A 12,539-nucleotide genomic window follows, 5' to 3' on the forward strand; every position below is an offset into this window, starting at 1 on the left:
CCCTCTTCACAAAAAGTGGGGTGACGTGAAAGAGATATAATCGGCTGAGCAATATACTCTCTAGGATTGGATTTTATGAGCTGCGCAAATTCTTCACGCTCCTTTGCTGTGGATTGATTTCCTATGAGCATACCGTAACCACCAGATTCATTAGCCGCTTTCACCACCAGATTTTGGAGGTTTTCTAAAACATGCGAGCGGTCTGTATCGCGCCAACATAAATAAGTGGGCACATTGGGAAGGATAGCATCCTCATCAAGGTAGTATTTAATCATATCAGGAACATAAGCGTAAGTCACCTTATCATCGGCGACTCCCGTTCCCACGGCATTGGCAAGAGCAACATTTCCACGGAGGTATGCATCCATTAATCCGGGGACGCCCAGCATCGAATCTTTTCGAAATACCAAAGGGTCCAAAAAGTCATCATCCAACCTACGATAGATCACATCGACTTGGACTAATCCACGGGTCGTTCTCATGTAAACAAAAGAATCAATCGAAACTAAATCCTTACCCTCGACGATTTCTATGCCCATCTGTCTGGCAAGAAAAGTATGTTCGAAATAGGCACTGTTGTATACCCCGGGAGTAAGCAGGACACAGACAGGTTTTTGGGACTTACGGGGAGAAAGGTGTTCCAATGTTCGTAAGAGTAAGTCCGGATAAGCTTCTACTGGGCGAACCGACATACCCCCAAAAGTTTGAGGAAAAGCCCGCTTTATAATTTCCCGATTTTCCAAGAGATAAGAGGCTCCAGATGGACAGCGGGCATTGTCTTCCAAGACCAAGTAATTACCCTGGTCGTCCCGAATTAAATCAGTCCCGCAGATATGAGCGTATACTTCTTGAGGTGGTTCAAAACCATCCATTTCCGGACGGAAATTTTTGGACGAACGAATGATCTCTTCAGGAATAATCCCATCCTTTATGATCTTTCCATCATGGTAAATATCGTTGAGAAATAAATTCAAGGCGATGATACGCTGCCTAAGCCCCCGCTCAACCACACTCCATTCACTCTCGGGAATCACCCGGGGAATTGGGTCAAAGGGAAAGATACGTTCGGTTCCACCTTCTTCACCGTAGACTGTAAAAGTAATACCATGCTCTAGAAAAGAAGTGTCTGCTTGTTGACGCCTATCTGAAATTTCCGATTCGGTCAGGCTGTCCAATCTTTTAAAAATTCTTTCATAATGAGGGCGTGGACTTTTTCCCTCCTCATCGATGAACATTTCATCAAAGAAATGATCTACTGAATAATTTTTAAACTGGGAGTGAGGATTCATTAAAATATTTTACAAAAATAAGAAACCAAGTCTTGCGCCACTCGGCCTAATTGGAAAGTTCATTGTCACTTTTTGATTCTTTTTTGGCCGATTTCGTCTGCCCGACTGACCTTTGGAAAGAGAAGAGGAATTGTTGAGCAAGTCCTGCGTAGTGACCAAAATGAATTCCTGCAAATTCTTGCATTTGTTTCATAGTCCATCCTTTCATACCGTACTGTCTTTCTAAAGCTTGGAAAATCCAGGTGTCGATGGGAAACGCTTGGCTTTTTCCTGCACCGAATAAAAGTACGCAATCCGCCACCTTGGGTCCCACGCCAGGAAGTTCCATAAGTGAAGATCGGGCTTTTTTGTAATTCGATCCACTTACCTCTTCTAACCAGCCATGCCGTTGGCAAAGAAATTGGGCGACACCAACCAAGTACTTAGCACGGTACCCCATGCCCAAATTTCTCGCATCAGTTTCAGACAATTTACTCAGCCTTTCCCAGCCGGGAAAAGCGAACCTACCCTCTCCTAAGTCCTCTCCAAAATTCAAGTGGATACGATGGCGAAGCTGTTTAATTTGAGGAATACTCTTGGCGGAACTCAAAAGAAAAACCAATAAGGTTTCATCGATTGGTTGCCTGAGAACTCTCAAACCGGAAAATTTCTTGATTGCTTGGTCCAAGGACTGATCACTTCGCCAAGGTAAAGCATCGACGGCTTCACGATATGAATCATCAAGCCATAAATAATCTTCAATTTCTTTTTTACTCAAAGGAACGGGACCATTCGCACACCAATACAACTGACCGTTTTCCCAACACAAATGAACGACTGATCTCCGAATTACTCCGACCCATTTCTTATCACCCAGATAAGACCAGGAAAAACTTTGTCCGCCAAGGAGGGACTCCTCAAGGCCAAGAAGGCTAATCGAATCAGGTGAACCAACCGGATCCCAAGAATCAGTCATGTTATTGGGCGGACCCAATTTATTTGGACCACAAAAAACTTTGACTTGATCCCAGCGCAATCCCCTGATCATCAATCAGGCGTAATCGCCAGGCAAGCGGTTTAAGGGAACGATCGGCCCAGTGGTCTCCGGTCAGTCCGACAAAAACTTCTTTACCAAAAAGCTTTAAATTTGGAATGGAAACTTTTTGAGTTTTGACCATTGGATCAGCAGAGGTCACCCATTCAACAATCCAATGAGAGTTAATCGGTAATTTTTGCTTTTTCCCTCCAACTTTTACCACAAAGTAGAATCCATCCCTAACTTGAGGATTAGATCGGCAGTAAACTTTCCAACCCGAAAATTCTCGCCCAGTAAAAAATTCTGGAATTCGTTTGAAATCCTTTACCGTAAAAAACTCTCGATTTCTTACTTCTAATTTTACCTCTCCACCACAGGGTGAGGCCAAAAAACTTAGGCAAGCAAAGATGGCAGGGAAACCAAATATGATTCCCCGCATTCCCGGCCCGCTCAAAAACTACTCCTTTGAGGAGGAAGGTGAATCCTTCTCCTCAACGACAGCTTCCGGAGTTTTTGAAGACTCGGAATCTGGTCCCAGCACATCAGCTGCGGTTGCTTTGTCCGATGCTTTAACCTCTGCTGCTGAACTGGTAGGTTCGGCCTTGGTAGCGGGGGGCTTAGGCACGGACTTAGAAACTCTTTTAGCTTTGGCCGGCTTTGCTTTGGCAGACGTTTTCTTGGAGGTGGCTTCAGCCAGCGCTTTTTTTCGACGAGCCAAATAGGCAGTGCGACGACGACGCTTGATCAATTTGTTATACTGTTTACTCATGTTCGAAAGAAGAAACTACGGTAATTAGAAAGTATTGGCAAGCTCAGGGAATGGCCAAACTCAAGCAATTTCGACGGGCTTGCCCGATCGGGCGGACTCGTAGGTAGCATCGATAATTTTCATCAAGGCAAGGGCTTGATCGGGAGTATTTAAAGGGGCTTCTTTGCCCTCTAACGTTGAAGCAAAATTCTGGGCTGACCGAATTCTTCCCATATCTTCGCATTCCTCAACCACTACCGAACGGTTGACCGAGCGACCATGCTCTTGAAAATAAAGTTCGCAATCATCTAAAGCGGTAGCATCAATTCCATCCCGCCCAAATAGCCTGCGAACCATTCCACCAGCCTGAGATCCTTGGAACGTAACGGAAACTTCTTCACGCTTGTTCATTTCCGCCCAGGACACTTGAAAACTTAACACCTGGCCGGTATCAAAACGGACAAAGCCATGGGCTGCACTTTCAACATCGGTCACACCATCAGCTACATCTGGAATTCCCCACGGCCCTTTAAATCCCTTATCTTGGATAAAATTATTAAAGGTCTGAGCAAGCACATGAGTAGGCTTGGGATAATCCATGTAAAAAAGAGCCAAATCAATCATATGTAAAAGATCGATCAAAGGACCCCCACCCGACTGAGCCTGGTTGGTAAACCATCCACCAAAGCCAGGAATTCCCGTTCGACGTATCCATTTGGCCTGAGCGGAATTAATCGTTCCCAACTGACCGGACTCGATGTAACTTCGCATCGCATAAGATTCCGGACGAGCACGATTATTGAAGTTGAACATCAAGGTCTTACCCGCCTCATCAGCCGCCTGTTTCATCTCTGACACTTCCTGGGCATTGAGGGCTGGTGGTTTTTCGCAAAAGACATGCTTGCCTGCACGCAAAGCCTGTAATGCAAGAGGCATATGCGTACGGTTTGGCGTAATAATACTAATTGCATCCAAGTCAGGCAATTCATCCAGCATCTTTTGAGAATCTCCAAAGACATGAGATGCTCCGTAAGTATGAGCCGCCTTCTTGGCTGCTTCTTGGTTCATATCGCAAATGGCAATAATTTCGCCACCGCCTGCTTTAAATCCAGGGGCATGATATTGCAACATTCCACCTGCGCCAATAATTCCTATTTTTTGAGTCATAAAAGATCTGAGATATAAAGATTATTATTTATTTAGGGATAGAGGGAAACTTGACCCACTTTTGCTTTGAGTTTGAACTTTTAACTACGGTCTCGATAAAAGCCATGCCAATAATACCATCACGAATATCCGGATAATCATAACCTGACTTACGGGGAAACTTGCCATTCACTTCATCACGAATTGCCACGGATGCAGAGTTGTAAACATTAGCAAAGGCTTCAATAAATCCTTCCGGGTGCCCAAAAGGTATACGCGTATGCAAGGCTGCATCTCCAGAAACATAACTATTTCCACGTCGGTAAACTTGGCGGGGAGCACGAGCATCCTTAACAATCAAATCATTGGGCTCTTCTTGGTGCCACTCGATTGACCTCTTGGTTCCATATACCCGAATATTAAGGTTATTCTCATCTCCATTGGAAACTTGGGAGGCATAAATAATTCCCCGGGCACCTCCTTTAAAGCGAACCAAAACATTGCCGTCATCATCCAATTTCCTCCCCGGAATATTTACCGAAAGATCGGCACATAATGAATCGATCTCCAAGCCACTTATATAATGAACGAGATTTTCCGCGTGGGTTCCAATATCTCCCATACAATTGGAAATACCTGCAACTTTCGGATCGGCTCGCCAGTTAGCAATCGATTTGTCTTCTCCGGTCAAAGCAGTGATGGCATAGCCCTGAGGATATTCGCATACCACCTTGATGATTTTTCCAAGTTCTCCTTTTTTCACCATCTGGCGTGCAAGCTTAACCATGGGGTAGCCTGTATAGTTATGGGTGAGGGCAAATACCTTTTTACTTTTATGGATAATTTTTTTCAATTCCCTTGCCTCCGCCAGAGTGAAGGTGGCTGGTTTGTCACAGATTACATTAATGCCAGCTTCTAAAAAGGTCTTGGCGACTTCGAAGTGCAAATGATTGCGCACCACAATGGATGCAAAGTCTATTCTTTCTCCCAAGGGTAAGGCACTTTCCTTTTGGGCCATTTCCTTGTAGGATGAATAAACTTTCGACGAATCGATAAAAAAGTCCTTACCCGACAATGCTGATTTTTTTGGATCTGAAGAGAATGCTCCCGCTACCAACTCAATTTGTCCGTCCAAAGCAGCGGCCCGACGATGCACTCCGCCAATAAATGCCCCCCGACCACCTCCTACCATGCCCATTCTTAATTTTCTATTTTTCATCTGTTTGAAGGTTTATTGGTTCTCCTTGTCGAATGCCGAATCAAAGGCCATTTCATTAGGTTTAAAATCAAGCTTTCTTACAAAAGCACAGGACTCTTCAGCTCCGTGAAATCGATCCATCCGGCTATCTTCCCACTCTACCGAAAGTGGACCAGCATAACCGATATCGTTGAGGGCAATAATGATATCCTCAAAATTTACATCTCCACGACCAATGGAACGAAAGTCCCAAAACCTTCTGGGATCCGCAAATGTGGTATGACCTCCAAAAACTCCTACCGACCCGTCCCCGTGCCCCCACCAGGCATCCTTCATGTGGGCATGATAAATACGTCCGGGAAATGTTCTAATAAACTTTACATAATCCACACCTTGATAGCCAAGGTGAGAAGGATCATAGTTAAAACCAAATCTTTTATGACTCTTGACCGCGTCCAAAGCCCGTTGAGCACTAGCTATATCAAAGGCAATCTCCGTTGGGTGAACCTCCAAAGCAAAGTTTACATTTTGCTTTTCAAACTCCTCGAGAATGGGTCCGAAGCGATTGGCAAAATCTTCAAACCCTTTGTCCCAGTAGGCTTGGTCCGTGGGTGGAAATGCATAGATGGAGTGCCAGATACTTGATCCAGTAAAGCCATTTACCACAGCAGGAAAATCATCTTTCTTTCCCCTGCCAGGTTTTTCATTGATAAAGTTTCGGCATGCCTTGGCCGTTTTGGCTAATTTTTTGGCTGCCCGTCGGCGAACCTTTTCAGGGTCACCTTCCCCCCAAACATCTGCGGGTAGGATTGCTTTGTGACGCTCGTCTATCAGATCGCAAACTGCCTGTCCGACCAAATGACTGGATATGGCAAAGGCAGTTAGTCCATGATCACTAAGAATATCCCATCTTTCCCGGCAGTATTTTTTGGATACTGCTGCTTTATCGACATCGAAATGATCGCCCCAACAGGCTAATTCCAGTCCGTCGTATCCCATTTGGGAAGCTTTGGCGGCAAGATCCGGCAATGAGAGGTCGGCCCATTGACCGGTGAAGAGTGTTACATTTCTAGGCATGGCTGTTATAGTGGGTTTTAAAGTTAGGGTTTATGGTTTTCGCAAATTCAGAAGTTTGGGGGCAACCCCTTTTTTATAAAAGTTCGAAACCTTAGTTCCGGATAACAATTTTTTCTGCAGTTTTGGATCCCAAAGTAATGACTGTTTTGTTATCAATTTTAATCTCTATGGAATCGGCAATCCGATCGTGGCGAATCACTTCAATTTTTCTACCGGGTATCAATTTATTTTTGCGGGCAAATTGAAGAAATTCCTTTTCTTGGTCCTTTATTGATTCAATGCGCACAAGGTCTCCTTCTTTACAATCTAATAAACAACGGTTGGATGCCTTGGGTAAACCACCCCTTCGTGTGGGAATGGGATCACCATGAGGGTCGTGGCTTGGACGACCAAGAAATTCATCCAGTTTTTCTAAAACTTTTTCAGAAATTGCATGCTCCAATACTTCAGCTTCTTCATGAATTTCTCCCCAGTCTAAACCAAGAGTCTCAACCAAAAAGGTTTCGAGCAATCGATGTCGGCGCAACATATTCATACCAACCTTGCGACCGGCAGTTGTCAATTTCACTCCTTTACGAGGTCGATATTTCACCAAACCCTTACTTTCCATGCTTTTAACCATGGTCGTGGCAGTACCCGGGGTGACTCCAAGGCAATCAGCTATTCTGCCCATACCAACCTCGGAAGAAGTCCCCTGAAGGGACTCCACAAGAATTTGCTTGAGGTAATTCTCTACGGTCGAGCTTGGCATATTAAATAATAAAAAATTAACCCTGATGTTGACCCAATTGTTTTTCAAGCCTATTTGTTTATACTTTGATTAATCAAAATGAAATATTTTAAGCATCAACAATACAGAAATAACAATCTCTTTTCCTTACTCCTTGTTTTGGTATCTTGTGCATCGCTGATCTCGTGTACAAATTCAAATGAAGATCGAAGTGATGTAACTGAAAATTATAAATTGTTAGCAACAACTACTCATCTCGCTGATTTGGCCCGTCAAATTGGGGGTGATCGTATCGAGGTAGATGCCCTCATGGGTGCCGGCGTTGATCCCCATTCTTACCGGGCATCCGCTGAGGATATTGCCCGACTTCACGAAGCTGATTTTATTTTATTTCACGGCCTCTCTCTCGAAGGGAAAATCGCCCGAGTGTTGCAGGAAACAAAACGCAAAGGAAAAGTTCACTTTTCACCCTGCGAGGAAATACCGCGAAATAAATTAATTTTTACCAACGATACAAACCAAACTGTTGACCCACACCTTTGGTTTGATCCCGATCTTTGGATATCCTGTGCCCAAGCTCTTACCCTAAAACTCTCCCAAGTAATGCCGGAAGAACAAAGTTTTTTTAAAGCAAATTTATCTGCCTTTAAGGCTTCAGTGAGGACCATCGATAGGTGGGGCAAATCACTGTTATTAAGCATACCGAAGAGCCAACGCATCTTAATTACAAGTCATGACGCCTTTCAGTATTTTGGAAATCATTTCGCAATCCGGGTAATCGGGCTCCAAGGAGTCAATACTCTGGCTGAAGCGGGCTTGGCCGACCGGACTAATTTAGTCGATTTTATCCAAAAACATCAATCCCCCGCCCTGTTCGTAGAAAGTAGCGTAAACCCAAAGGCTTTAGAAGAAATTGCCAAGGAGACTGGGGCGAATATTGGGGGTACTCTTTTTTCTGATGCTTTGGGAACAAATAAAAATTACACAAGAGGGCCGGAAGGAAAAAAACATTCCACTGCAACCTGGCAAGGTATGATGGTTCATAATTTGAATGTCATTAAAAAAGCCCTGGGCGAGCGTTGATGCGAGTTGCCCTACCCAAACCTCTTGAGATTCACGACCTCACTGTTGCTTACCAACAAAAACCCGTGCTTTACGGGATAGATTTGGAAGTAGAGCCAGGGTCTTTGGTTGGCATAATAGGTCCAAACGGTGCGGGTAAATCGACCTTAATTAAGGCAATCATGGGAATAATGAAATCGGTTGATGGATATGTAAAGGTATTCGGTGATAGCTCTCGTAAAGCCCTTACTCGAGTAGGCTATGTACCACAGAGGGAAAGTGTGGACTGGGATTTCCCAGTAACAGCAATGGATGTTGTACTCATGGGAAGGTTTGGGCATATTGGATGGTTCAAGAGGATTAGTAAGCGCGACCGATCGTTTGCCTCGGAATGCCTCGAGCAAATGAATATGCTCCCTTACGCTAATCGTCAAATTGGCAACCTTTCGGGCGGTCAACAGCAACGAGTATTTCTCGCCCGTGCCCTAGCCCAACAAAGTGATCTGTACCTGATGGATGAACCCTTCGAGGGCGTCGATGCAATAACGGAAAAAGCCATTGTTGATTTACTCAAGAATTTGCGCAATCAAGGGAAGACCCTGATGGTCGTGCACCACGATTTATCAACAGCCAAAGATTATTTTGATCACCTGGCCCTTCTTAATTTGCGCCTTGTTGCTTACGGGAAAACCGAGGATGTTTTCACTCATGATCTTTTGCAAAAAACATACGGTGGCAAACTAACCGTGTTGTCGGAGGTAGGAAGCCGCAAGTTGAATGAGAAACAGCCCACTCCAGAGGCTTTGTAAATGTTTTTACCAATTTGGAAAAAGCTTAAATACATGCTCCTTATTTTGGTTCTTTCTAAGGAAGCAAGTGTTTTAAAAGCTGCCCAAATTTCATCAGAGTCCGATAAGGATTGGATCAACCAAGCTATTCGATTTTGGACTTTCACAGATCCTTCCATTCAAATCATTGCCTTGGGAGCAATTCTCATTGGGATCAACTGTGGACTTATGGGTGGTTATGTTGTCAGTCGAAGACTATCTATGTTTGGGGACACTTTGTCGCATGCAGTTCTCCCCGGAATTGCCGTCGGTTTTATGTTCAGCCAATCTAAGAATGAAGCAGTGTTGATGATTGGAGCGACCTTATCGGGCTTTCTTGGCGTAGGTATTATTTCGTTACTTAAAAGGCATACAAAGATGAAGGAGGACAGTGCTATGGGACTTGTATTGTCTGGTTTTTACGCCCTAGGCATTTGCCTGATTACCTATCTTCAACAATCTCCAAACGGTGGAGCGTCTGGATTGGAAAGTTATCTCTTTGGCTCCCTAGTTGGACTTTCTGATCGAGATCTTGTACCTCTATGTTTTTGTCTTTCTTTAATCATTATATGTTTTATTTTATTAAATAAAGAATTACTCCTTTCTGGCTTTGATCCGTCATTCGCAAGATCAGTAGGCTTGCCTGTTGATATTTTGCAATTTTGCATTTGGATACTGATGGCATTTTGCATTGTCTCATCCCTTCAGGTTATTGGAGTTGTTCTCGTTTCTGCTCTTCTAATTATTCCTGCAGCGACTGCTGGATTACTCACTTACAGGATGAGCCAAATACTTGTCTTTTCGGGAATCCTAGGTGCTCTTAGCGGAATAGTTGGTTGTTTTCTCTCTTTTATGGGAGAACGATTACCAGCTGGTCCAGTAATTGTTTTATGCTCCACCCTTCTTTTTTTAGCAGTTCTATTTTTCAGTCCCGCTCGTGGCATTCTTCCATCTTGGTTTCGAACAAGAAGACGGGGACAACGTATTCGCTTCGAAAATACCCTTAAGGCATGTTATCAGGTATTAGAGTCCCGTTCCTTTTCCAGCCAATCTTTTCCCCAAACCGCGCTGGCTCAAAGACGGGGTAAAAGCGACGCTGAAATCGAAAAGGAAATCGGTGTATTGATTCGCGAAGGCTACGCCACCCGCCAAGAATTTCCCACTGAACAAAAAAGTGAACTGCCTTCAGAAACCATGGTTTCATTGACCCCAAGCGGTTGGGAAATTGCCAGCCGGATGATTCGCAATCATCGCCTTTGGGAACTCTATCTAACTAAAGAAGCCTCTTATGCACCGGACCATGTTCACGACGACGCAGAAAAAATCGAACATGTTATAGGAGAAAAAACTGTTCGGCAAATTGAACGTATTTTAGATAATCCCCAGCGTGACCCCCACGGGAAGCCAATCCCTAGCCAAGATGATATTGATCGTGGTTGGCTTTCCCCTCCCCTAGTTGCAGATAAGTAATGCTTGATTTCGCTGAAGCACTACTTGATCCATGGTCTACTCGAGAGCAGGTTATTTGGAATCTGCAAATTGTTTTTATGGGCATGATGGTCAGTCTAAGCTGTGGCTTGGTTGGTTGTTTTGTAGTAGTCAGACGAATGGCTCTCCTCGGTGATGCGGTAAGTCATGGGATTTTACCTGGTATTGTTACCGCCTATTTAATTACCGACAGTTTGTCAATTGGACCGGTCTGGATTGGTGCCTGTCTAGCAGGATTAGGGTGTGGAGCATCTATCGAATGGCTTCGGACCAAAACTCCTTTACGGGAGGATGCAGCTATGGGACTTACCTTCACTTCCTTTTTTGCTTTAGGTATCGTATTACTCAGCCTTGAAGCTGGAGCTACTCATTTAGACCCCGCCTGTTTTCTTTATGGTGAGATTGGGCTTACTCCCCTCTCACCAAAACTAGAACTTTGGGGATTACCCAGTGGGAATCAAGCTCTGTGGAATATGGGAGTGGTCTGCCTAACCACAATGATTTCAGTAATCGTCTTTTATAGATTTCTTTTGGTAACCAGCTTTGATTGCAGTCTTGCCCGGTCCTTAGGCATGCCCGTAATTTGGATACAATATGGATTAATGCTTTTATTAGCCTTGGTTGTGGTTGCCTCATTCGAATCCGTTGGAGTGATTTTGGTTTTAGCCATGATGATATTACCTCCCGTTTCTTCGGCCTTCCTTTTTCATCGCTTACCAAGCATTCTTATGTGTTGCCTACCTTTGTCGATTTTTTACTCCGTTGCTGGTTTACAGCTCGCTTATTCGATGAACTTTCCAATCTCAGCATCTATGGCACTGGCCGGAATTGTTATCTTTTTGCCTTGTTGCCTCCTCGGTCCCAACGGAGGGGTTCTTACGAATAGTAAAAAGTTGAAAACCCGAAAAAGTTCGCGGGATTTGTCAGCCAACTAGGCATAAAAAAGCCCCCGCTGAGCGGAGGCTTTGTGGTTAAATAAAAATAGCTTACTTTTGGGCAAGTGCGATCTTGGAGGCCTTCTTGCTTGAGCAATTACATCCATCAACAGCGATTTTGTCGCCAGCAGCCAACTTAGTTGGGCATTCAAACCCATCCAACTCGGTTTTGCTGGTTACTTTAATCTGCTTTTCACGCTTTCCCTGCTTAACGGTTAGGGTCTTGGAGTCAGCATCAAAGCTTACCACTTTGCCTTTAATTGTCTTGGAAGGACAACCAGCAAATACGGAAGCTGCAAAAAAGAAACTAGCGAGGATAGGTGCGAGGATTTTCATGATATTATGGGGTTAGGGTTAAAATAATTACTAGTTACTTCCAATCCACTATTTCAAAAGACACAAGAACGAAGTATACTTTTTTCTAATATAAATTTTTCCCTATGATATTTAACAATCGAGCCTTCTTGAGTACACTAATTGTTCTCTTTTCCTTTGGACCCTTCTTTCCGAGTATTGCTCACCCCATTCCGGATCTTCCCGTTTTTGGATCCTTTGATGACAATGGGACCTCAAAGATCTTAATCGAAATCGACCCCAGAGGCTTTGCTGAGGATCCGGAAGCTGAATCCTTCCTAACTACAGATATCCTCAACGACTTAAATATTTCTGAGCGGAATGATTTGCTCGAACAGGCAACTGAATTGGTAGAAGAGTCTTTGCTCATCCGTTTAAACGAGGAACCTTGGAATCTTCCTGCATTTGAGTATGGGTTTTCAAAACCGCGAATGGTGGAGTTTTCTGATGACCCCATCATCTTATTGGAAGCAACCGCAAAACTTTCACGTGAAACAAATTCAACCTATCAAATTAAAGCAAAGGAATCTGCCCCACTTGACTTGATTTTTGCTAACCGTTTAAATGGTGTTCCTCACCGCCGGGTAAATGTATTATTTCCTGGAGAGGAAAGCTTTGCACTTCGCCTTCCCCAACTGAAAAGCTTGCAGCATTTTTCCGATGAGAATGT

The 12,539-nt window shown here is 44.1% G+C and carries 14 protein-coding genes; 5 read left to right on the top strand and 9 right to left on the bottom strand.

The annotated features are described in order from the left end of the window. The 8 genes from ACKPQ4_RS02070 to ACKPQ4_RS02105 form a co-directional block, all read right to left on the bottom strand. The coding region (locus ACKPQ4_RS02070; RefSeq protein ID WP_407679551.1) for a circularly permuted type 2 ATP-grasp protein at nucleotides 1-1,289 on the bottom strand (1,289 nt) is incomplete at its 3' end. 46 nt (nucleotides 1,290-1,335) lie between these two features. Continuing rightward, nucleotides 1,336-2,244 carry a DNA-3-methyladenine glycosylase family protein gene (locus ACKPQ4_RS02075; protein ID WP_407679552.1) on the bottom strand — a complete coding sequence of 303 codons (909 nt, stop codon included), beginning with the start codon at nucleotides 2,242-2,244 and terminating at the stop codon, nucleotides 1,336-1,338. Nucleotides 2,245-2,263: 19 nt separating this feature from the next. After that, nucleotides 2,264-2,758: a hypothetical protein gene (locus tag ACKPQ4_RS02080; RefSeq protein WP_407679553.1), complete on the bottom strand. Its 495-nt coding sequence runs from the start codon at nucleotides 2,756-2,758 to the stop codon at nucleotides 2,264-2,266. Nucleotides 2,759-2,761: 3 nt separating this feature from the next. Beyond that, nucleotides 2,762-3,073, bottom strand: coding sequence for a hypothetical protein (locus ACKPQ4_RS02085; RefSeq protein WP_407679554.1), 312 nt, complete (start codon nucleotides 3,071-3,073; stop codon nucleotides 2,762-2,764). A gap of 60 nt (nucleotides 3,074-3,133) precedes the next feature. Continuing rightward, nucleotides 3,134-4,219 carry a Gfo/Idh/MocA family protein gene (locus tag ACKPQ4_RS02090; RefSeq protein ID WP_407679555.1) on the bottom strand — a complete coding sequence of 362 codons (1,086 nt, stop codon included), beginning with the start codon at nucleotides 4,217-4,219 and terminating at the stop codon, nucleotides 3,134-3,136. 28 nt (nucleotides 4,220-4,247) lie between these two features. Next, nucleotides 4,248-5,417 (bottom strand): Gfo/Idh/MocA family protein, encoded by a 1,170-nt coding sequence (locus ACKPQ4_RS02095; RefSeq protein WP_407679556.1) that lies wholly within the window; start codon nucleotides 5,415-5,417, stop codon nucleotides 4,248-4,250. A gap of 12 nt (nucleotides 5,418-5,429) precedes the next feature. Next, the gene (locus tag ACKPQ4_RS02100) at nucleotides 5,430-6,473 is read right to left on the bottom strand and encodes a sugar phosphate isomerase/epimerase family protein (RefSeq protein WP_407679557.1); all 1,044 of its coding nucleotides are present in this window, start codon (nucleotides 6,471-6,473) and stop codon (nucleotides 5,430-5,432) included. A 91-nt stretch (nucleotides 6,474-6,564) separates the two neighbouring features. Next, the gene (locus ACKPQ4_RS02105; protein WP_407679558.1) at nucleotides 6,565-7,224 is read right to left on the bottom strand and encodes a metal-dependent transcriptional regulator; all 660 of its coding nucleotides are present in this window, start codon (nucleotides 7,222-7,224) and stop codon (nucleotides 6,565-6,567) included. Nucleotides 7,225-7,302: 78 nt separating this feature from the next. Here ACKPQ4_RS02105 and ACKPQ4_RS02110 point away from each other — a divergent pair, with 78 nt between their 5' ends. Genes ACKPQ4_RS02110 through ACKPQ4_RS02125 form a run of 4 tightly spaced genes read left to right on the top strand, consistent with a single transcriptional unit; the run spans nucleotide 7,303 to nucleotide 11,515 of the window. Then, nucleotides 7,303-8,286, top strand: coding sequence for a metal ABC transporter solute-binding protein, Zn/Mn family (locus ACKPQ4_RS02110; protein ID WP_407679559.1), 984 nt, complete (start codon nucleotides 7,303-7,305; stop codon nucleotides 8,284-8,286). Continuing rightward, the gene (locus ACKPQ4_RS02115) at nucleotides 8,286-9,074 is read left to right on the top strand and encodes a metal ABC transporter ATP-binding protein (RefSeq protein ID WP_407679560.1); all 789 of its coding nucleotides are present in this window, start codon (nucleotides 8,286-8,288) and stop codon (nucleotides 9,072-9,074) included. Before ACKPQ4_RS02110 ends, ACKPQ4_RS02115 begins: the two co-directional genes overlap by 1 nt. After that, nucleotides 9,075-10,562, top strand: a complete 1,488-nt coding sequence (locus tag ACKPQ4_RS02120) for a metal ABC transporter permease (RefSeq protein WP_407679561.1) — start codon at nucleotides 9,075-9,077, stop codon at nucleotides 10,560-10,562. Continuing rightward, complete coding sequence (locus ACKPQ4_RS02125) at nucleotides 10,562-11,515, top strand: metal ABC transporter permease (RefSeq protein WP_407679562.1); 954 nt, start codon at nucleotides 10,562-10,564, stop codon at nucleotides 11,513-11,515. The genes ACKPQ4_RS02120 and ACKPQ4_RS02125 overlap by 1 nt, the downstream gene beginning before the upstream one ends. 51 nt (nucleotides 11,516-11,566) lie before the next feature. Here ACKPQ4_RS02125 and ACKPQ4_RS02130 read toward each other — a convergent pair whose 3' ends face one another. Next, nucleotides 11,567-11,851: a hypothetical protein gene (locus ACKPQ4_RS02130; RefSeq protein WP_407679563.1), complete on the bottom strand. Its 285-nt coding sequence runs from the start codon at nucleotides 11,849-11,851 to the stop codon at nucleotides 11,567-11,569. A 104-nt stretch (nucleotides 11,852-11,955) separates the two neighbouring features. Here ACKPQ4_RS02130 and ACKPQ4_RS02135 point away from each other — a divergent pair. Further along, nucleotides 11,956-12,539 (top strand): hypothetical protein (locus tag ACKPQ4_RS02135; protein ID WP_407679564.1); only part of this gene is annotated, 584 nt, incomplete at its 3' end.

This window comes from Candidatus Chordibacter forsetii (assembly GCF_964187505.1).
Lineage (GTDB): Bacteria > Verrucomicrobiota > Verrucomicrobiia > Opitutales > Seribacteraceae > Chordibacter > Chordibacter forsetii.